We start from the raw sequence: 22697 nt of genomic DNA, 5'->3' as shown, positions 1-22697 counted from the left end.
AGGGCTTTTCATCATGATCTATATCTTTATTTCCTTGCAGCTTTCACCACAAATGATACAATAAGAATTAACACGATTGCCCCTAATAATGCTGGTACGACATGAATCCCACCAAATGATGGCCCAAAAGATCCAAATAATCTACCACCTAACGAAGCACCTAATAAACCTGCGATAATATTTCCGAACATACCACCTGGGAAATTTTTACCCGTTATAGAACCTGCAATTGCACCTATAATAGCACCAACTATTAATGTGATAATCCATCCCATTTTTAGCCCTCCATTTCTATTATAGTGTATTTCTTTTTAATACTAAATTGTTATGTAACTATTACAATTATTATATCCAATAAAGAAAAATCTTGTCAAATCTATGAAAATAAAGCCTACAAGGAGGTTTTACTCTATGATTCAAAAATTAATTACAACTTCTCACAACACCGCTACTTCTATTTTAAACATTCAAATACCCGCTTATGAAATTGAAGCAAAATATATAAATAGTACAGCTATTCCTCGCCTTTATGATACTGTAGCCGATATTCAATCATGTGATGAAATTTTTCACGGTTATTTTTATGAAGATACACTTGCCGGGTTTATTTCTTTTAAAATGGATGAAGAGGAAGTTGATATTCATCGTTTAGTAGTATCCCCTGATCATTTTCATAAAGGAATTGCAACAAAACTACTACTATATGTATTTGACATGTTCTCCCCTTCCCAAACATATATTGTACAAACAGGGAAAGAAAATACCCCTGCTCTGTCTTTATATAAAAAACATGGTTTTATTGAAATAAGGGATATCATATTACCCAATGGTGTAGTTTTAACCTCCTTAAAAAAATCAGAAAACAAGAAATAGTTTGACTCATCAATTTATTTATGTTATCTTTTACTTTATAAAACCTTTTGCTGAGTCCAAATTTTGGAGCGGGGGAACCATTTTTGTAGCTATGCTACTTGGGGCGAATCTTATTTAAGTAGGGAAACTCTCACTTCCCGAGTCCGACAGCTAACCTCGTAAGCGTAATGGGAGAGGAAGGTGCTTTTTGCCTATGTTACACAGTGTACCTCCTTAATTATAAATATGGAATCGATTTCAATAAACATCTATATTTATAGAAAAGGAGACATGTATAATGTTACGTTTATCTGATCATGCAATAAAAATGATGGAGCAAAGACTTCGACTCGAACAACACCGCACATATCAAGCAAATAAAGTTGTAGATAACTTACATCACAAATACTTCTTTCAGCATATTTTTCAACCGAAAAGATAAAGAGAAAAACACAAGGTGTGTCTGTATAGACATTCCTTGTGTTTTTTATATTTCTTATAAAATTCTCACTACATTTAAACTTGCCGTAATCGCACCTGCTATAGTGGTCACATGCCCTACACCTAACGGACCATTCTGTAATATTAATGTTGAATTTGCACTCGTTACATTCACAAGAAGTGTATTTGAAATGGCTGGTTCAATTACTACAGTTGATGTCGTTACGTTTTGTAGAAAACTCCCTGCTAGTTGCGTTCCATTTAAAAATAACCTAACAGACACTGTCTCATTCCCACCATTCGCATCCCCTTGGAAATAGTAGCTTACTAAATATATTCCAGGTGTGGATACTGTAACTGTCGTGGCACTAGTTAAAGATACACCTGTTCCATATACAGTGGATCCCGAATTAATTGGAATGTTAGTATTTGCCGCAATTGTACTTGTAGAGGTAGAAAAGAAATAACCGCCCCCTGTTGATATTGCAGATGATCCGGTTGCTCCTGTTAAGCCTGTTGGGCCCGTGGCACCGGTTGAGCCTGTTACTCCCGTTCCCCCTGTTGCTCCTGTTATTCCTTGTATGCCTTGGATTCCTGTTGGTCCTGTTGCACCAGTCGCACCAGTTGCTCCGGTTGATCCGATTGCTCCCGTCACACCTTGTGGGCCTTGAATTCCTTGGATTCCTTGTGGACCTGTTACTCCCGTCGGGCCGGTTGCTCCCGTCGGACCCGTTATCCCTTGTGGACCTTGGATCCCTTGCACTCCTTGTGGACCGATTGCTCCCGTCGGGCCTGTTGCTCCGGCTTGCCCCGTTACCCCTTGCGGCCCCTGAATTCCTTGGATTCCTTGTGGGCCTGTTGCTCCCGTCGGGCCGGTTGCACCCGTTGGACCTGTTGGACCTGTTGATCCGGTTATTCCTTGGATTCCTTGAGGTCCAGTTGGGCCTGTTGGACCAATCGGACCTTGGATTCCTTGCAGACCTTGAATACCCTGTGGACCGGTTGGACCCTGGATTCCTTGGATTCCCTGAATTCCTTGCGGGCCTGTTGGACCTGTTGGACCCGTTGGACCCTGTGGACCTTGCACTCCTTGTATTCCAGTCGCACCGGTTGGACCTATACCTCCTTGTGGCCCCTGAATTCCTTGTATCCCTTGAGGACCGGTTGGACCAGTTATACCACTTGGACCTTGCAACCCTTGTAAACCTTGAGGACCGGTTGGACCGATTGGGCCTTGTATTCCTTGAAGACCTTGTAATCCGGTTGGACCGGTTGCTCCCATTACTCCTTGCTCACCTTGTATTCCTTGTATTCCTTGCGGGCCGGTTGGACCAATTGGACCTTGTGCCCCTTGCACCCCTTGAGGACCGGTTGGACCCGTTGCTCCTATCGGTCCCTGCACTCCTTGTAAACCTTGTAAACCGGTTGGACCGGTTACTCCCATTACTCCTTGTGGACCTTGAATTCCTTGGTCACCTGTTGGACCTGTTACCCCTATTGGCCCCTGCACGCCTTGCAAACCTGTTAAACCGGTTGCACCTGTAGGTCCTTGTATTCCTTGCACCCCTTGAATGCCAGTCGCTCCTGTTGCTCCGGTCGCCCCTGTTGCTCCTGTTGCTCCTGTTGGACCGGTTGGACCTCCCGGTGATCCTGCTGGACCAGTTGGACCGGTTGGGCCTCCTGGCGGACCAGTTGGACCCGTTGCTCCGGTTGGACCCGTTGCAGATCCAGTTGGACCTGTTACCCCCGCCTGACCTGTCGAACCGGTTGGACCTGGATCCCCTTGCAAACCAGTTGCACCCGTTGGCCCTATTACACCTTGCACTCCTTGAATTCCTTGAGAGCCGGTTGGACCAGTTAGCCCCATCTCACCTTGTGGACCTTGTAAACCTTGAACACCAGTTAAACCAGTTGGGCCCATTGGCCCTTGCTCCCCTTGTATTCCTTGAGAACCGGTTGGACCAGTCGGACCCATCGGACCTTGAATACCTTGTATACCTGTTACCCCTTGTAAACCGCTGCTCCCTAAATTCCCTTGAACACCTTGTATACCCGTATTTCCGGTTGGACCAGTCGGACCAATTTCACCTTGCACCCCTTGTATACCTTGTATTCCTGTTGGACCCGCCTGCCCGATTTCGCCTTGTATCCCTTGTATCCCTTGTATTCCTGTTGGACCTGTTTCTCCCATCGGCCCTGGTATACCTTGTATCCCTTGTATTCCGGTTGGGCCAGTCGGCCCCCTTTCTCCTTGTATACCTTGAACACCTTGAATTCCCTGTGGACCTTGTTCCCCCATCGGTCCTTGAATACCTTGAGCACCCCGTGGTCCTGTTAAACCAGTTGGACCCGTTGGACCTATTTCTCCCTGCACCCCTTGCACTCCTTGAATTCCTGTAGGACCTGTTGGACCAATTGGCCCTTGTACGCCTTGTATTCCTTGCGGTCCAGTCGGTCCACCTAAAGAACCTGTCGGACCCGTTGGACCAGTTGGCCCCGTAATACCTGACGCCGGAAAAGGAATAGGTGCTTGAAACTTACTACACTTATCTTGATCCCTCACAAGCATCTCCCCCGTTATAACTAACGTGTCAAACTATTTTTAATACATTTAAACTAGCAGTTATCACACCAGATAATGTCGTTACATGCCCAATAGCTAATGGGCCATTTTGTAAAGATAAAGTAGCATTTGAAGAAGCAACATTAATGACCATCGTATTAGAAATCGCTGGTTCTAATACAAAAGTACCTCCTGTAACATAAAAAATAAAACTCCCCGCGACTTGCGTTCCATTTAAAGTAAGCCTCACGGAAATCGTTTCATTCCCCCCATTTGGATCACCTTGAAAATAATAGCTGACTAAATATATTCCCGGCGTACTTAACGTTACAGTTGTTGCATTTGTTAAACTCACATCAGAACCAAAAACTGTAGATCCGGAATTAATTGGTATTAATGCATTCGCTTCAATTGCACTCGTTGAAGTAGAAAAGAAATAACCGCCACCGCTAGGTAAACCAGTCGCTCCTGTTGCACCTACAATTCCTAAAAAACCTATAGGCCCTTGACTACCAGTTGCTCCAGTAGGTCCCACAGCTCCAATCGGCCCTTGACTACCTTGCGCTCCAGCTGGACCTACACTACCGTTAACCCCTGTTATCCCCCTTGCTCCAGTTGGGCCTTGTATTCCTTGAACACCTTGCACTCCTTGTATCCCTGTTACTCCCGTTGCACCAGTAGGTCCGGTCATTCCTGTACTTCCTTGTATCCCTATAATCCCTTGAACGCCTTGTATCCCTTGTACTCCGGTCGCACCGGTTGCTCCGGTCGCTCCTGTTTCTCCAGTTTCCCCCGTAACCCCAACATTTCCTTGTGCTCCTTCAGGTCCCTGATTACCTTGCGCACCTTGCACTCCTTGTGGTCCTGTTATCCCGTTTTCTCCTATATTCCCTTGAGGCCCTCTAATTCCTTGTGCACCTGTCGGACCTGTTATTCCTTGTATTCCTTGCAAACCTTGAGAACCTTGTGCTCCTGTTGGGCCTACTATACCTTGTGTTCCTTGAGGTCCTTGCAAACCAATCGCACCAGTTGGACCGATTATTCCTTGGACTCCTTGAAGACCTTGAGCACCTTGCGCACCAGTTAATCCAATTACCCCTTGTATTCCTTGAGGTCCTTGTATCCCTTGCAATCCAGCTGCTCCTGTTTCTCCTTGTATTCCTTGGGGCCCTTGTATCCCTTGTGCTCCAGCTGCTCCTGTTTCCCCTCGTATTCCTTGTGGACCTTGGGCTCCTGCCGCTCCTGTTGTGCCTGCGGGACCGATTATTCCTTGTATCCCTTGTATTCCTTGAGCTCCTGCCTGACCTGTCACCCCTTGTATTCCTTGCACACCTTTAGGACCTTCTGCACCAGTTGGACCGATTTCCCCCTGGGGACCTTGAGTTCCTTGTGGGCCTTCTGCACCTGTTGCTCCTGTTACTCCTTGGTTACCTTGAGAACCTTGTGCACCTTGCATTCCAGCTACACCAATTACCCCTTGAGAACCTTGTGCTCCCCTTACACCTTGAGGGCCAGTGGGACCAGTTATACCTTGTAACCCTTGCACTCCGATTGCACCAGTTCCGCCTGTTACACCCTGTGCACCGCCTTCACCTGTTGGACCTGTTGGACCCCCAGGTGGACCCGGTGGGCCAGATGGACCAGTCACTCCACTAGATGGACCAATTGGACCGGTTGTTCCCGTCGGAGCACCCGGAGGTCCTTCTGGTCCTTGCATACCAATACTTCCAGTTGCTCCTGTTATACCACGTGCTCCTTTTGCTCCTTGAAAACCTGTGGATCCATTTATCCCTTGTATTCCTTGACCACCTTGTGGGCCTTGAGGACCTATTACACCTGTTATCCCCTTTATTCCGCTTATTCCTTGAGGTCCTTGTATTCCAGTAGAACCCGTTGGGCCAATTACACCTTGTATTCCTTGATCACCTTGGTGCCCTTGTTCTCCAATTTCCCCTTGTATGCCTTGTGGACCTTCTTCTCCTTGTATACCTGTCGTTCCATCCTCTCCTTGTGTTCCTTGCGCTCCTTGAAGACCTTGTGGGCCCGTTACACCTAATATCCCGGTTACACCTATTTCTCCCTGCATTCCTTGTGCGCCCGTTTGCCCTTGTTCTCCAATTTCCCCTTGTATCCCCGGAGGCCCTTGTAGACCTTGAATACCAGCAGGGCCTGTAATTCCTTGTATACCCTCTACTCCTTGTAATCCAATATCACCAACTGGACCTTGCTCTCCAATTAATCCTTGAGGACCTTGTAAGCCAATCGAACCAGTAATTCCTTGCTCTCCGGTATCACCAATGGCACCTTGTATTCCTTGAGCTCCTGTTGTCCCTCGTGGACCTTGTATTCCCTCGATACCTTGAGGACCTTGTGGACCAGTTGCTCCTCTAGGTCCAGTGATTCCTGGAGGACCGACCGGCCCCTCATGCCCTCCAGTTGGACCATTTGGGCCACTATCACCAGTAGGGCCAGTTGCTCCTATAAGTGGAAGAGGCAGTGCCACTCCAAATTTTTTGCACTTTCTATGATGACGCACAACAATCCCCCTCCCAAAAATAATTACACCTTTTATATGAAATGCATTTGTATATGAAAAGTACACACCTGACCTCATTTTTTAAAAATAAAGAAGCCTATCATTTCAATTATTTGAAATGATAGGCTTCTTTTTATAAAACACTTTACTTTCTCGCCTTAATAATAAAGGTAGTCGGCACCATTCTAGCTTTATATAAAGAATAATATTTCGTAGAAGGTTCAGCTCGTTCTTCATCAAACGAGCTCGATGGTTCAGGCTCTTCTATTCTCTCAATTGTAAATCCCGCTCTATTTAACTCATTTATGTATGTACTTATTTTTCTCTTATATAATGTCGCTTGTACATTTTCCCCTTTAAATGTTTCAAACGTAATAGGGTTTTCCTCATGATAAGAAGACTTAAAAGCAATTTCTTCAGTCCCATACTTTAAATTTGAATATACTGGGTGCTCCCAACTAAAAATAAAACTTCCTCCTGGCTTTACATACGAATAAATCAGTTCCAACGTTTTTCTTAAATTCGAAGTCCATCCTAATGCGTAAATGGAGTATACAATATCAAAATACCCTTTCGGAATATCCACTTCCTCTTCCATTGCTCCGCATATTAACTTTGGATTCCAACACTTTAACGTTTCATTCGCTGTTTTAATTTGTTCACTTGAAAGGTCAAGACCCCATACTTCCTCTGCCCCATGTTCTGCCATATATTGCAACGAATGCCCACTTCCACATCCAATATCAAGAACCTTTTTATTTCTAATTGAATCAAACAAATGAATCTCATCTTCAGACGCTGTATACGGGCCATATTTCGGTAAACAATCTACTTGAAAGAAATATGGTGCCACTGTATCCCAGCACTTTTTATTTAAAGCTAACATTTGTGTATCTTTCATATTCTACATTCCCCCATCCCATTTTCTTCCCCTACTATAAATTACACATCATAACCCGATCTCCCTTTTCTCTTCGCTCGGTAATTTTTCACTTTGGCGATTGTCCCGCACGCTCTTCCTCCTTCTTCTCCAGCATACATACCGCACCATCTTTTACTTCCATTTCGCGAATGATCATAAAATACCCAGCGGCAATCTGGACATGCTTTTAACCTACCCCACAATTTTTCTTGAACAGCCATTAAAACAATACTTAATACTTTTGTATATACATTTTCTTCGTGCACAGGCCCATATTTAATACCTTTCATGTCTTCCTTTACCTGTACATGAAATGGGTATTTCTCTAACCACTTTTGCAATGATTTTCCACCTTCAATTGCCAGCCGAATACCTTCTCGAAAACTTTTTAATTCCTCTATCGTATGAAATGGAAGCTCTTCATGAAAATGTTCTTTCATAAAAAGCTTTATATCCTCTTCTGTTTGCAGCATATCAATTGGCTCTCTCGTATCATTTGGTATTTTCCATGTATTTAAAAACCCCCGAATATATTCTAGTTCATTTGGTGCATTTTGATTCAATTCCATCCACCTTCTTCTTAAAATTTACTTTTTTCTGACTTTATGTATAATTATAATATAAAATAGTTAACCATCAAGATTTTTTACTGGTTACATAATTAGGAGGAGTTATATGAAAAATTTCTCAATGCCGATACGTTTCATGCTTATTTCGTCATTTTTTATGTCTTTTGGATATTTTGCTGTATACGCATTTTTAGCTATTTATCTATTAACCTTTCTTCATTTTTCAGCTGTTCAAGTAGGAACAGTATTGACGGTTATGACAATCACATCACGAGTTATCCCTTTATTCTCAGGATTAATTGCTGACAAAATAGGCTATATCATTATGATGATAGCTGGATTATTTTTAAGAGGAATCGGATTTATTGCTTTAGGAATATGCTCTGATTTCTATACAATTTCTATTTCTTCTGCACTGATTGGCTTCGGAACTGCATTCTACGAACCTGCTGCTCGCGCCATATTCGGCTCACAACCAGCTCATATGAGAAAAAATTTATTTACATATTTAAACCTTAGTTTTAATTGTGGTGCAATAATTGGACCAATTGCAGGAGGGTTTTTACTCTTACTTGATCCAATCTATGCCTTCTCTCTAACAGGATCACTTATGCTGTTATTCGCTTTTATCTTTTACTTACTTAAAAATCATTTCCAAGTCACTACTGAAAACACATCTATTACATTAGGAATACAGGCTATCTTACAAAACAAGCCTTTTCTTCTGTTTTCATTTATCATGATTTTCTTCTATATTATGTTTACTCAGCTTACTGTCGCACTTCCACTTCATATGAAAAATATTAGTAATAGCAATCAGCTTGCTACACTCGTTATTACGATAAATGCAATAACAGGCGTCATATTTATGGTGTTATTTCGGAAGCTATTTCACAAATACAGCACACTTTCGATTATTAAATACGGTGTTTTATTAATGAGCATTTCCTTTTTACTCATTCCTCTATTTCAACACCCATACTGGCTATTTATTTGTGTAATTTTATTTACAATCGGTGAAACACTCGTATTACCTAACGCTGATATCGCTATTGCAAATTACAGTAACGAATCATATACAGCTACTTACTTCGGATTCTATCAACTATCACTCGCATTTGGTTTTATCATCGGTAATTATACCGGTACATCTTTTACATCCAACTTAAACGGAATGTATACACCATGGCTTATTTTCGGCGGAATAGGACTTATTGGTTTTATTTCACTGCGTATTTTAAATATTAAAAAAGGATTACCTAAAGAGGATATATACCCTATGTAATGATACGAAACATCTTTAACAAATTTCAGTCGAGATGGTACCTTTAGACAAGCGACCTATAATAAAAAGATTCGACCATCATATTTGACAGTCGAATCTTTTCACTCTCCATATTCAAGATGATTATGTCTTTTACAACCAAATAAATAGCAACCCCCTAAATGATAAGTTTCAAATTCTAACTCTGGAACATATCCAGATTTGATACGTGCTATCATTGCTTTATAATAATTATTCTCTTCTGTATATTCCTCAATTAACTCTTTCTTATCTTTTTCTGTCCAGTTTTCTTCTACTTCTTCATTTTTAACATCTTCTATTTCTGCTGTTTTCGCTTCGATAGATTCCCGTATCACTTCATTTATACGCGTGAAATTATTAGCTTTATATAGAGCATAAACAAATCTACCAATCCAATCGGGGCTTTTCCAAACTTCTTTGTATCCCTTTTCGAAGCATTGAATGGCTTCTTTATAGCACTTCAACTCAACGTATAAATCTGCTACATTAATTTCTCCTACAAAATCATCAGATTTCCTATTAAAAGCATCTAACTTCTCTTTCGCTTCTGTCGTTCGTCCTAAATCAATTAAACATTTTACATAGATATACATGATATAGTCCGAATCCTCTGCAACTCGCAAGAAAAATTCCGAAGCTTTTTCAAACTCTCCAAGGTTATAATGTGCTACAGCTACATTGTGAAATGCTTCATCCGATGGTTGAATCGAAATAGACTTTTGTAATACTTCTTTCGCTTCTTCCCATCTTTCTTGTTTTATGTAAATGTCCCCTAAGATGTTATAAGGAAAGTATGAGGAAGGATTCAACTTAACAACTTCTCTTATTAATTCAAGAGCTTTATCATCATCCTCTTCCTCGTAAAAGTACATCCAAGCAAGATTATTGAGAGATTGTACACCTCTAGATTCATGTACTGCTCGTTGAAACAGTTCCATTGCTTCCTCGTATTTATTTTGTTCAAACATTTCAATTGCCTTCTCGTTAATGTTCAAGTAACTACCTCCGAAGTGAATGAATTCATCTATTCCCTATCATTATTTTAAAATGTAAAAATTGTAATTTCCATAAAAAAATAAATTCGCTCCGTATTTCACCGTATATTTGAATATTCAATTCATAATGATTTTAGCACCCCCGCTTTCTAAAGAAAATATATACCTATGTAAAGATACGAAATCTCTTTAAAAACTTTCAACTTTAGCAGAATCATATTGTCATCAAAGTACAAATTGTTTTCCGGAACAAAAAAACGAAGCCTCAAAAGAGACTCCGCTTTTTCAACTACGCCATCCTGTAAAACGAATCTAAATTATTATTTACATGTTCTACTCTTGTGCTTAATACAATCATGTCGTGGGAAACACGGAATGATTTGCACAGGCTCAGCAACAATTGGTGTTATAACCGTTGAAGAATTATTTGTAGGATTTGGATCAGGTGTGTCACTACTAACAGTAGCCGTATTTATTATAAACCCGATTGCATTCGGACTTACAAATCCTCTAATAATGATAGTAACAAAGGCACCACTAGCCAATGTTCCTAAATTTAGTGTCCCCATCCACGGACTAAATGTTACTCCTCCATCTACTGAAAACTCCACATTGTTAAGTTGACTCGGTATTGTATCTGTTACAACGACATTCTGCGCACTTGATGGACCGGCATTCGATACAAACAATGTGTAAGTTAGGAATCCACCTGGAGGTATTGTGTTTGCATTCACTGTTTTTATTATTGAAACGTCAGCTGATTCACTTACAGGCGTCACAGCGGTAGATGTGTTGTTATCAGGATTCGGATCAGGCGTGATTGAGTTTGCAGTTACAGTATTGATAATAAATCCATTAGCCGCAGAACTCACTACCCCTCTTATTAAAATGATGGATGACTCTCCTTTTGGTAAATCACCAATATTGGTAGAACCAAGCCATGGATTAAACGTTACTCCTCCATCTATTGAAAATTCCACGTTCGTAAGTTCACTTGGTATCGTATCAGTTACTGTGACAGCACCCGCATCTGATGGACCTAAATTCGACACTACGATAACATAAGTCATTAACTGTCCTACCGCCACTGGTACTGTACTTCCTACTTTCACAACAGAAATATCAGCTGACGTATTTACCGTTGTATCGGTAGTTGAAGTATTATTGGTCGGATCAGGGTCTGGAGTAGTCGAATTTACGGTTGCTGTATTTGTGATTACTCCTAGAGCTGAAGAACTTACCAGCCCTTGAATAAAGACCGTTACTGATGTCCCACTAGCTAATGTTCCTAGCGAAATAGAACCAAGCCATGGATTGAAAGTATTTCCCCCATCTACTGAAAATACGGGATCCAAAATCTCACTCGGTATCACATCCGTGAGTGTAACATTTTGAGCATCTGATGGACCTGCATTTGATACAACCAATCTGTAAGAGATTAGCTCTCCCGCATTTACTGGGTTCGGGCGACTCATTTTCACTACTGAAATATCAGCTGACTCTGTTACTGGTGTAACTTCAGTCGAACTGTTATTCCCTAAATCTGGATCTGGTGTAGGAGAGCTAACTACTGCTGTATTTCTAACAAAACCAGTAACAGATGATTTCACTGTTCCTCGGATTAAAACAGTTACTGAAGAACCGTTTGGTATTGTACCTAAATCGATAGAACCTAGCCATGGATTAAACGTTACTCCTCCATCCAATGAAAACTCCGGATTTAGGATTCTCTTTGATACAGCATCTACCAATGTAACAGCATCTGCATCTGACGGTCCGGCATTTGATACTACCAGTGTATAAGTGAGTAGCTCTCCTGCGTTTACTGGAGTTGGACTACCTGTTTTCACCACAGAAATATCAGCTGAAGCAATAATAGGTGTATCAATTGTTGTTGTGTTGTCTGATGGATCTGAATCTGGAGTAGTAGATTCTACAGTTGCTGTGTTTGTGATTGTTCCCATAGCAGAAGCACTTACCATTCCGCGGATTAAGACAGTTACTGAAGCCCCATTTGCGACTGTGCCTAAATCGACAGAACCTAGCCATGGATTAAACGTTACTCCTCCATCTATCGAAAACTCTGGGTTTAAAATCTCACTTGGTATAGCATCTGTCAACGTTACATTCAATGCATCGTTTGGACCTGCATTTGATACTACGACACTATAAGTGAGTACTTCACCAGCAATAGCAGGATCTGGGGTTGCTGTTTTCACCACAGAAATATTAGCTTCAGTATTTATCGGTGTAACGACTGTTGAGGTGTTATTTTCTGGATCGGGGTCTGGAGTGGTCGAATTTACGGTTGCTGTGTTCGTTATCAATCCCGTAGCCAATGGATTCACATTGCCTCTTATTATAATTGTTTGAGAAGTACCGTTGGCTAGGGTACCTAGATTGAGTGAACCCGGCCATGGATTAAAAGTGATTCCTCCGTCTGTTGAATATACCGGACTTAAAATTTCACTTGGTACGGCATCTGTCAACGTTACATTCAATGCATCGTTTGGACCTGCATTTGATACTACCACAGTATAAGTTAGTAAACTTCCTGCAATTACTGGACTTGGGCTATCTGTTTTCACCACAGAAATATCAGCTGAAGTATTTACCGCGGTAAACTCCGTGGATATATTGTTTGTTGGATCAGGGTCCGGTGTGGTACTACTTACTACGGCAGTGTTCGTAATTAATCCCGTTGCAGACCCGTTCACAGTTCCCCTTATGATAACTGTTTGGGAGGCACCATTTGCTAGTGTACCTAGATTAACAAACCCCGGCCATGGATTAAATGTTATGCCTCCATCCGTTGAATACTCCGGACTCAAAATCTCACCTGGTACCGCATCTGAGAGTACAACATTTTGAGCATCTGATGGACCTGCATTCGATACTACGATTGTATAAGTTAACACACTTCCCGAAAGCACTGGATTCGGGATTCCCGTTTTCACCACTGAAATATCCGCTAAAGTTTCAACCGGTGTTTCGAAAGTTGAGGTGTTATTAGTTAGATCAGGGTCTGGGGTAGTAGAATCTACGGTTGCTATATTTGTTATAGTCCCATTAGCAGAAGCACTTACCGTCCCCCGAATCAACACTGTATCCGATGTTCCGTTTAACACCGTACCTAAACTGATTGAGCCAGGCCACGGATTAAACGTTACCCCTCCGTCTGTTGAATATTCCGGATTTAATACCACACTTGGTATAGCATCTGTTAACGTTACATTCTCTGCATCTGATGGACCTGCATTCGATACTATGATTGTATATGTGATTACCTGACCAGCTATTACTGGAGTAGGAATTCCTAATTTCACCACAGAAATATCCGCCGATTCACTTACCGTTGTATCAACTGTTGAAGTGTTGTTCGTTGGATCAGGATCAGGAGTTGTTGATTCTACAGTAGCCGTATTTGTAATAGTTCCAGTAGCAGAAGTACTTACCGTTCCTTGAATCAATATCGTTTCTGTTGCACCATTTACCAAGGTCCCTAATGAGAGAGTTCCCGGCCATGGATTAAATGTTATGCCTCCGTCTGTTGAATACTCCGGATTTATAATATCACTTGGTATAGCGTCCGTTACAGTTACATTCTCTGCATCTGATGGACCTAAATTAGATACAAGAAGTGTGTAAGTGAGCAAGTTTCCACCACTCACTGGATTTGGACTTGCCGTTTTAATAATAGCAACGTCCGCTGAAGCATTAACAGGGGTACTAACTGTTGAGGAGTTGTTTTCTGGATCGGGGTCTGGAGTAGTAGAATCCACAGTAGCTGTGTTTGTAATTGTCCCAGTAGCAGAAGTACTTACCGTTCCTCGTATCAGCACCGTTACTATCACACCATTTACCAAAGTTCCTAGAGGAAGAGTACCAGGCCACGGATTAAAGGTAACGCCACCGTCAATTGAAAATTGCGGACTTAAAACTTCACTCGGTATGACGTCTGTTAACGTTACATTCTGTGCATCATTCGGTCCCGCATTCGACACTACCAACGTATAAGTGAGTAGTTCACCAGCTACAACAGGTGATGGACTCGCTGTTTTAACAACAGAAATATCTGCTGCTGACCCAACAGGAACAAAAGAGGTATCTGAGTTATTTTCCAGATTTGGATCGAATGTTGTACTACTAACAACTGCTGTATTTGCAATCGTCCCCGAAGCAGTCCCACTAACCGTTCCTCGAATTAAAACTTGTACCGTACCACCAGCTAGAAGTGTCCCTAGACTTAAACTTCCAGTCCAAGGTTGAAAAGTAATACCCCCATCTAAGCTGTACTCAGGATTTAAAATCTCAGCTGGAATATCATCAGTAAGCGTTACATCTTGAGCTGTATCAGGTCCATTATTCGTTACCTGTATTGTGTAAACCACTTGTTGTCCCGGTAGCACTGGAGTTAAACTATTCGTTTTCACAACCATTAAATCAGCAACATTATTCACTTGTAAAATATAATCTTCTACTTCTCCGTCAGAGGCAGGACCTACACTCCTTGTATCCACTGATGTTGGAGTTCCGGCATTTTGATTAATAAGATTATCTGTCGTTAACCTAAGTCTTACAAAAGTGTGACCTGGAGTTAATATTACACCCGGTGGTACCGTGAAGTTGAGGATAACGTTTTGAGTCCCTGCAGCTGAAGGCACAACTTGAACAACCGCTCCTTCATTACCTTGAAATATTCCATCCTCATTAAAGTCAACCCATCCATATAAATTAGCATCGCTTCCTGTTTCATTCGTTACAGTTACACTTAACGAATAACTAGTAGCACTAACAGAAAGTGTAGCAAGAGGAACTGTTAAGCCGTCATCTTGAATACCTTTTGAAATATCGTCACCTGTTGCCGTGGGGTTTTGATAAGCATCTGTTTCCGCTGTAACTTTTGTCCCTAATACTAGTTCATTTACAATTCCGTGACGCGGTCCATTATTAGCTAGTAACGTAGAATAATTATCTGGTCCGTTACCTGGAGCAGTATTTGGGGCGTCACCAAAATCTACGTTAATTTCAGCTAGTAGACACATAGTTGCATCATTAAATGAGGTTGTAACGGTGCTAGAAAATAATGCGGCGGTTGCGGTATTACCAGCGATAATGTATCGATATATATTACCAGTTGGGTTAGAAATTGCATAGATTACACCATTTGAGTCCAACGCAATTGCTCCGAAAGGTCCTGTATTTTGAGGTGTTGTCGTTAAATTTGTAATTTGGCCTGTCGTGGGGCTTATCCTTATAGCGATACCGGTTGGCGTTATGCCATATAAAAAATTATCGGACGGCTTATATACCCAATCACTTACGTTTAATGTTGTACTCAAACCAACGCCAAAATTACTTGTTTGTTCTGTATATCCAGTTGCTGGATTTACTAGTTTCATAAATGTTGCAGAATTTGGCCGCAAATCAATTACATAGAATCTTGCAATATCATTAACAGAAATATATAGAAATCCATTAAGATCAAAAGCTCCAACGTTATAATTATCCACTGGCAATCCTGTTGGTAGAGGAAATAGAGCTGTTACGTTTCCACTGTTATCTACACGTACAATGTTATTATTTAATTGATCATATCCATAAATATAATTATCCAAAGTATTATATGCAATAGCATTTATATTTACAGGGGGCGTTACCGTTCCTTGAATCACTGTTGCACCAGTTACAACATTGATGTTATACCAAATGGATGGGGTACCTGCAAATTGAATCATAGTTGTCGTACACCCTAAAGGGTTATTAACAGTATCGTGGCTAAAATTTTGATTCGCAATTGTTGCACCATTATTAATTTGAACTGCGGTAACAGTAATTGTTAATTTTCTCGGTCCATTTGACATAGTAAATCCATCAGGTTGAGTGAAATTTGTAGGTGGGCAAGTATCACCTGGATTAGCGACAGGTTCATATACAGTATAAGTTCCTGCCGCAGTGACAGTAAAACTATAATTTCCATTTATATCTGTTTGGGTAGTTATACATGTTGCTGCCGTACTGCTAAATAAAACAACAAAAACATTAGGTATTCCTGGCTCTCCAGGATCAAATTGACCATTGTGATTTAAATCATTAAATACAATTCCCGATATTGTTGCTGCCAAACATTATCACTCCTGTCTCACTTGTCATCTTATATATATCAATCAAAAAATACTAAGTTAGGACAAATGCATGATATAAAGATGTCCTAATTTTCATCGATGCCTTTCTAATAAAGACATAACTATTCCACGTATTTTATGCACATCTAGTACATGATGTGCATGATTTATATACAAGACTCCTTATCCCCTAACGATGTAAAGGCAGAAAAAAATAACACATAAAAAAGAGAGGAATCTTTTTCAAACTAGATTCCTCTCTTTTTTATTTTGGGGATTATGCCATGCTTTTAAAGCTGCACTACTCCCTTGTCTTTACGATGCATGATGATCTTTCTTTTTCATTAACGCTCTCTTCTTCATTGCCTTCGTTAAATATCCACCTTTAAATGAACGGATTTCATAAGAAGACATAAACGCTTTCGGTGCAATTTCATTAATAATTTCTAACAGTTCTTTTTCTCTAGAACGCTTTGCAACGATATCTAAGCGATAACGGATTGAATTAATACCTTCACCTTCAAATACTGTAACGCCAAATCCAGAGTGACGTAATTCATCTACTAATTCATTACAACGGTCTAGTAAACTAACTTGATACGTAATATAACCAATTGCTAATTTATTCTCTATATAACCGCCTAATAATAGTCCTGTACTAAAGCCAATGACATAGGCAACGATGTTCATCCAATTTGATAAATCTTGAAACACAATACCTAAACTGACAATGTAAATAGCCCCTTCTAACAATCCAACACCAGCAGCGGATCTTGTTTGATTCTTTACAAGCAAAATCGTACGGATTGTCAAAATTGGAACGTAAATAATTTGAAGCACAAAAATAAGTAACGCTTGTAACATTGGTATCCACCTCTTTCAAAAAGTCTTTTGTCATAATAACATACATAACCTTTAGAAATCGATGGCTTTTTAAATTTTTTTACAATATTTTTCATACTATTGAAAAACGTAAAAAAGAAGCGTATTATATTTGTCGTAAATTTGATTCCTTTCATTAGCTCGCTTTAAACACAAAAAGGAACCCCATTAGGCCCCTTTCATCATAGCTCTATGTTTTTCGAAGCATGTTCTCTTTGCTTCTCTTCCTCTTTCACTAACTGCATATTCGCATAGGCTAAATTTGCAATCATTAAAAAGTGACCACCTAAAATGCCTGTACCAAATGCCCACATTTCCATTTCATGCTCAATTTCATACATGATAATGGCTCCTAAAATGGCTGCTGCAAATCGGTTTAAAACTCCTAATCCAGGAGCCTTTTCTTTCATTACGATACTTTTCCCCAGTTTCTCCACTCTGCGAGCTAATAACCAAAGACAATATGCACTTACAGCTAATCCGATACCAAACCCTGTTACTTGTTTTCCAAACGGAGTAATCGTCCACATAAGTAGTAAACCACTAAAGATCGCATACAATTGTAATCGATATACACGTAAGGCTACTTGAATCAAAATATCCGCTCCTAATTTCGCATTTTTTATACTTTAGAAGAAAAGCAGCAACTTACACAGTTGCTGCTTTCTCTTCTTCTTGCTCTTGTTCCATCTTACGAATTTCAACACGTTTAATTTGGTAAGCGTCTTTTTCTAACACTTTAAATTCATAGCCTTCTGCCTCAACATGTTGTCCTTCTTCAATTTCATGATTTTGCATCATAATCCAGCCACCGATTGTATCCACATCGTCTTCTTCAATGTGTAATCCAAACAAATCTTTTACTTCTGAAATAAGCACTTTTCCATCAACGATTTTATGGTGCTCATTCACATGCTGAATTGGTGGTGCTTCATCTTCATCATATTCGTCACGAATTTCGCCGACGATTTCCTCCAAGATGTCTTCAAGCGTTACAATCCCTGCTGTTCCTCCGTACTCATCATATAAAACAGCCATCGGAATTCGCTTCTTCTGCATTTGAAGTAATAAATCGTGAATTGGAGTCGTTTCCATCACTTCAATAATCGGACGCATATACGTGCGAATCGATGATAAATCTTCTTTATCGTTGTTCATATATCGAATAAAGAAATCTTTTACATTGACCATACCGATAATATCATCTTTATCTTCTCCAAAAATCGGATAACGTGTGTATCGTTCATTTTGGATTACTTTCATGTGTTCTTCTACTGAATCTTCCAGGTAGAAACCAATGATTTCTGTTCGCGGTACCATAATCTCTTTTGCAATACGATTATCAAATTCAAAAATGTTATTTACATACTTGTATTCAGCCTGATTAATTTCGCCACTTTCATAACTCTCTGAAAGGATAAGGCGTAATTCTTCCTCTGTATGAGCTACTTCATGTTCTGAAGCTGGTTTTAAACCGAATAAGCCAGTTACAACACGAGCTGAACCGTTTAATACCCAAATAAATGGATACATGACTTTATAAAACATCATTAACGGACCTGCCAATAACAACGTTACTTGTTCAGCCTTTTGAATTGCCATCGTTTTCGGAGCTAATTCCCCTACTACAACGTGTAAATACGTCATTAACATAAAAGCAAGACCAAATGTTAATACTGATGAGATAGAAGGATTTATGTTCCATTTCTCAAATAACGGGTGTAATAACTTTTCAATTGTCGGTTCACCTAACCAACCTAATCCCATAGCTGTAACTGTAATACCTAATTGACAAGCAGATAAATATTCATCTAAATTTGTTGTTACTTTTTTCGCTGCTAAAGCACCGCGTTTCCCTTCCGCAACAAGCTGATCAATACGACTTGAACGTACCTTTACAATCGCAAACTCTGCTGCTACGAAAAATCCAGTAAATGCGATTAAAATCGCAACCATGACTAAATTAAATATTTCCAATGAATCCCCTTAGTTTAAAAAACTAAGGTGTCCACCTCCTGTATACTATAATGTTTTCTTATTTGTTCACTAGAAAACATAGCCCGATACAAAAATTAAAGAGGTCGGATTTCACTTTTTTCTATAATAATAGAGCAAGTGTCTGTATTAAAGCTGTCGTTTGACCAGATAAAGATTTCGATATTTTTTCACGTTGTGAATCAGTCAATCCATCTAAAAGCGGCTTTAACTCCGTTAACTCTGCTTCTAATCGATGAATATGGTCTGTCACTTCATTCACTTGTTTCGAAACGTGTTCATTGATACCGAGCAGCTTCTTCTTCTCCTCGATTTTCTCTTTAATCTCACAAAGCGGCATATGCATTTCTTTGCACTTCTCAATAAATTGTAATGTCTCAAATGCTGTTTCGTCGTAATAGCGATAATTAGATTGAGATCGCTCCGCTTTTAAGATTCCTAGATTCGTATAATAATCAATCGTTCGTTTCGACACGTGAGCCATGAGAGCCAACTGTCCGATTCGATACACCTTCCCAACGATCTTCCCCCCTTGTTTATATTACTACCATCATACAATACATAAACTGTACAGTCAAACGTGACGGTTTCTTATTCATAATTTATACAAAATTTCACATGCCATCTAAGTATCTAGTATATTCACACTCTATAATTCTATCTATATAGTTTGATTACTGTTTTTTTGATATATCGATACCAAAATATAAAAATGGAATCACACGTTTCTTTCAACCTTACTTAAGATAAAACATATGATAATAATATTGAAATAAAATCATTATTTATGTAATTGGAGGAGATTAAAATCACTAGGACAATTATCTCTCACTTTTATAATGAGGAATATTTATTACCATGGTGGCTTATGCATCATACAAAAATATTTGATCACGGCATATTAATTAATAGAGGTTCTACAGATCGTTCCGTTGAGATTTGTAAATTATTTGCTCCCAACTGGGAAGTACGAAATTCGAGATTTCTTGATTTCGATCCCACTAATACTGATATTGAAGTGATGGAAATTGAAAGAGAAGTTTCAGGTTGGAAGATGGTATTAAATACTACGGAATTTCTTTGTTGTAATAATGTAGATAAATTTTTCTCATCACTTCATACGCTAAACCAAAATATGTATGCGATTAGAATGATTGTCATGATTGATAAGCATGATTACAATTATTCAAAATTAAGATATTCTATCCCATTAGTAGAACAACGATATCATGGACTTTTCCCTTATAATCCAGCATTGGGATGTGCCTGGAGATTTATACACAACCATCTTGATGGCGCGTATTTCCCTGGTAGACATTATTCGCGACACCAACATATCGTTTATAACTACCCTTCTTTCATTTTAAAATTTTATTTTAGTCCTTGGAATGATCGGGCAAAGGCAAGAAAACTACAAATTACACCTACCCTTTCAAAAATGGGTATTCAAATGGGACTCCAAACACATTATGGCCAGTCCTCTGACGAACTTGAAACTCGATTTTTAACCCTTAATAGCTCAATACAAGACCTACGTAACCACCCTGAATTTCAACAGTTATTCCCCAAATTCAAACCTTAATACTCTTCACTCATTTGTATACACTTAGTCAAAAACAAAAGCGTTTGCATACAATATGAATACTGTATATGCTATATTTTTTATTTTAGGAGGAAAAAAATGAAAGCTGTTATTCTTGCTGGTGGATACGGGACTCGGATTGGGGAAGAAACACATTTAAAACCAAAACCTATGATTGAAATTGGAACAAAGCCTATTCTATGGCACATTATGAGTTTGTATAGTCATTACGGCATTACTGAGTTTATTATTTGCTTAGGCTATAAAGGATATGCAATTAAAGAATTCTTTCTAAATTACAACTTACACATGTCAGATTTCACAATCCATTTAAGCGACAATACAATTACTAGCCATTCTCATCGTATTGAACCGTGGAAAGTTACACTGATTGATACCGGTCTAAATACTGAAACGGGTGGACGGGTTAAAAAAATACAAAATTACGTCGGGGATGAACCTTTTTGCCTTACTTATGGTGATGGATTAAGCAATGTAAATATACAAGATCTTATTGCATTTCATAAAAAACACGGAAAAATAGCTACTGTTACAGCCGTACAACCTCCTGGGAGATTCGGTTCTCTCGTCTTAGATAAACAGTCTGTCACATCTTTTCAAGAGAAACCTTTAGGTGATGGTGGATGGGTTAACGGTGGATTTTTCATTTTAAATCCTGATGTTTTCAATTACATCAGTGGAGAGAAGTCAGTTTTTGAAACAGACACTTTAGTTCAGCTAGTAAACAAAAACGAATTAGCCGCATTTCAGCATACTGGTTTTTGGCATCCGATGGATACATTGCGCGATAAAAATAAATTAGTCGAGCTATGGGAAAATAATAACGCTCCGTGGAAGGTTTGGTAATATGGCTTCATCATCTTTTTGGAATAAGAAAAAAGTATTTATTACAGGACATACCGGCTTTAAAGGTTCATGGCTCACCCTTTTTTTAACTTCATTAGGTGCAGAAGTAATCGGCTACTCTTCTCATCCTCCATCCATCCCTAACCTTTTTGAACAAGGTAACGTAGCAAAAGAATGTATAACAATTAATGGCGACATTACAGATTACGATTCTTTATTCCGTGCCCTACAGCAACATAACCCGGACATACTATTTCATTTAGCAGCCCAGCCAATCGTCACCATTTCATACAAAAATCCTATCGAAACATTTAAAACGAATGTTTTAGGTACTGTTCACGTATTAGAAGCCGCAAAACAGATAGAAAGTATACGTAGTATCATTAATGTTACAAGTGATAAATGCTATGAAAATGACGGGAGCGGTAACCAGGCATTCGTGGAAAGTGACCGGTTAGGTGGTTTTGACCCTTATAGTGCTAGTAAAGCGTGTGCTGAACTAGTTGCAACTTCCTATCAAAAATCATTTTTCCGCACCCATACGCAAAAACTTGCCTCAGTAAGAGCGGGTAACGTCATCGGCGGTGGTGATTGGGCAGAAGACCGATTATTCCCAGATGTCATTCGTGCATATTTACAAGATGCTACATTAAATATTAGAAACAAACACGCTATTCGCCCGTGGCAACATGTATTAGACCCTTTGCATGGCTATACCCTTCTAGCCGAAAAACTTTGGCAAGACGCCGAATATGCAGAAGCGTGGAATTTCGGTCCGATGAATGAACCTAACAGAACCGTTCATGATGTCATTCAATCTATAATGAAATTATGGAATCAACCACTAACAATCCTTTCCCCTCATACAGACACTCCTTATGAATCACCTATTTTAACACTCGATAGTACAAAAGCAATAAATAAACTCGGTTGGACACCTAAGTTATCAACAGACCATTCTATCGCTTGGACTGTTGATTGGTACAAAAAATATGCATCTGGTGAAAATATGGAACCTTTCACGCGACAACAAATCGATGCATTCAAAAATTTATAAGGGGG

Annotated in this window: 16 protein-coding genes, 1 pseudogene and 1 riboswitch; of the genes and pseudogenes, 6 read left to right on the top strand and 11 right to left on the bottom strand. The window is 39.7% G+C overall.

The genetic code is table 11. The annotated features are described in order from the left end of the window. Positions 1 to 26 precede the first annotated feature (26 nt). Entirely contained in the window at positions 27 to 275 is a 249-nt protein-coding gene (locus MR115_RS16315; protein WP_000539721.1) for a GlsB/YeaQ/YmgE family stress response membrane protein, read from the bottom strand. Positions 276 to 411: 136 nt separating this feature from the next. Here MR115_RS16315 and MR115_RS16310 point away from each other — a divergent pair, with 136 nt between their 5' ends. Together MR115_RS16310 and MR115_RS16305 are read left to right on the top strand one after the other, a co-directional pair. Next, the gene (locus MR115_RS16310; RefSeq protein ID WP_242241988.1) at positions 412 to 873 is read left to right on the top strand and encodes a GNAT family N-acetyltransferase; all 462 of its coding nucleotides are present in this window, start codon (positions 412 to 414) and stop codon (positions 871 to 873) included. Between the two features lie 38 nt (positions 874 to 911). Beyond that, a riboswitch (cyclic di-AMP (ydaO/yuaA leader) is annotated at positions 912 to 1054 on the top strand. 96 nt (positions 1055 to 1150) lie between these two features. Beyond that, entirely contained in the window at positions 1151 to 1294 is a 144-nt protein-coding gene (locus MR115_RS16305; protein ID WP_000945246.1) for a hypothetical protein, read from the top strand. A gap of 54 nt (positions 1295 to 1348) precedes the next feature. Here the strand turns inward: MR115_RS16305 and MR115_RS16300 are convergent, their stop codons facing one another. The 4 genes from MR115_RS16300 to MR115_RS16285 all read right to left on the bottom strand — a co-directional run bounded on the left by MR115_RS16300 (position 1349) and on the right by MR115_RS16285 (position 7877). Beyond that, complete coding sequence (locus MR115_RS16300; protein ID WP_242241987.1) at positions 1349 to 3862, bottom strand: BC_3345 family exosporium-associated protein; 2514 nt, start codon at positions 3860 to 3862, stop codon at positions 1349 to 1351. 22 nt (positions 3863 to 3884) lie between these two features. Then, entirely contained in the window at positions 3885 to 6392 is a 2508-nt protein-coding gene (locus MR115_RS16295; protein ID WP_242241986.1) for a collagen-like protein, read from the bottom strand. 145 nt (positions 6393 to 6537) lie between these two features. Further along, entirely contained in the window at positions 6538 to 7293 is a 756-nt protein-coding gene (locus MR115_RS16290; RefSeq protein WP_242241985.1) for a class I SAM-dependent methyltransferase, read from the bottom strand. 41 nt (positions 7294 to 7334) lie between these two features. Further along, complete coding sequence (locus MR115_RS16285) at positions 7335 to 7877, bottom strand: CGNR zinc finger domain-containing protein (protein WP_242241984.1); 543 nt, start codon at positions 7875 to 7877, stop codon at positions 7335 to 7337. 112 nt (positions 7878 to 7989) lie between these two features. Between MR115_RS16285 and MR115_RS16280 the strand changes: the two are divergent. Continuing rightward, positions 7990 to 9187 (top strand): annotated as a pseudogene (locus MR115_RS16280) (MDR family MFS transporter). Between the two features lie 82 nt (positions 9188 to 9269). On the opposite strand, the gene MR115_RS16275 reads toward MR115_RS16280, so the two are convergent. The 6 genes from MR115_RS16275 to MR115_RS16250 form a co-directional block, all read right to left on the bottom strand. Beyond that, a complete protein-coding gene (locus tag MR115_RS16275; RefSeq protein WP_242241983.1) occupies positions 9270 to 10184 on the bottom strand; it encodes a tetratricopeptide repeat protein in 915 nt (304 codons plus the stop codon). 320 nt (positions 10185 to 10504) lie between these two features. Then, positions 10505 to 16309 carry a DUF7507 domain-containing protein gene (locus tag MR115_RS16270; protein WP_242241982.1) on the bottom strand — a complete coding sequence of 1935 codons (5805 nt, stop codon included), beginning with the start codon at positions 16307 to 16309 and terminating at the stop codon, positions 10505 to 10507. A gap of 315 nt (positions 16310 to 16624) precedes the next feature. Next, complete coding sequence (locus MR115_RS16265; RefSeq protein ID WP_002172712.1) at positions 16625 to 17173, bottom strand: DUF2179 domain-containing protein; 549 nt, start codon at positions 17171 to 17173, stop codon at positions 16625 to 16627. A 200-nt stretch (positions 17174 to 17373) separates the two neighbouring features. Further along, complete coding sequence (locus MR115_RS16260; RefSeq protein ID WP_212955390.1) at positions 17374 to 17787, bottom strand: ATP synthase subunit I; 414 nt, start codon at positions 17785 to 17787, stop codon at positions 17374 to 17376. Positions 17788 to 17839: 52 nt separating this feature from the next. Beyond that, complete coding sequence (locus MR115_RS16255) at positions 17840 to 19168, bottom strand: hemolysin family protein (RefSeq protein WP_242241981.1); 1329 nt, start codon at positions 19166 to 19168, stop codon at positions 17840 to 17842. 121 nt (positions 19169 to 19289) lie between these two features. Continuing rightward, positions 19290 to 19697, bottom strand: a complete 408-nt coding sequence (locus MR115_RS16250) for a MerR family transcriptional regulator (RefSeq protein ID WP_000285637.1) — start codon at positions 19695 to 19697, stop codon at positions 19290 to 19292. 357 nt (positions 19698 to 20054) lie between these two features. On the opposite strand from MR115_RS16250, the gene MR115_RS16245 reads away from it, so the two are divergent. The 3 genes from MR115_RS16245 (at position 20055) to rfbG (ending at position 22692) form a co-directional block, all read left to right on the top strand. Further along, positions 20055 to 20768, top strand: coding sequence for a glycosyltransferase family 2 protein (locus tag MR115_RS16245; protein ID WP_242241980.1), 714 nt, complete (start codon positions 20055 to 20057; stop codon positions 20766 to 20768). 99 nt (positions 20769 to 20867) lie between these two features. Beyond that, a complete protein-coding gene (gene rfbF / locus MR115_RS16240; protein WP_061678953.1) occupies positions 20868 to 21635 on the top strand; it encodes a glucose-1-phosphate cytidylyltransferase in 768 nt (255 codons plus the stop codon). Position 21636: 1 nt separating this feature from the next. After that, complete coding sequence (gene rfbG, locus MR115_RS16235) at positions 21637 to 22692, top strand: CDP-glucose 4,6-dehydratase (protein ID WP_242241979.1); 1056 nt, start codon at positions 21637 to 21639, stop codon at positions 22690 to 22692. Positions 22693 to 22697: the final 5 nt, after the last annotated feature.

The organism is Bacillus cereus group sp. BfR-BA-01309 (assembly GCF_022664315.1).
Lineage (GTDB): Bacteria > Bacillota > Bacilli > Bacillales > Bacillaceae_G > Bacillus_A > Bacillus_A mobilis.
Note: the sequence above shows the minus strand (reverse complement) of the source record. Positions and strands in the feature narration are given on the sequence as shown.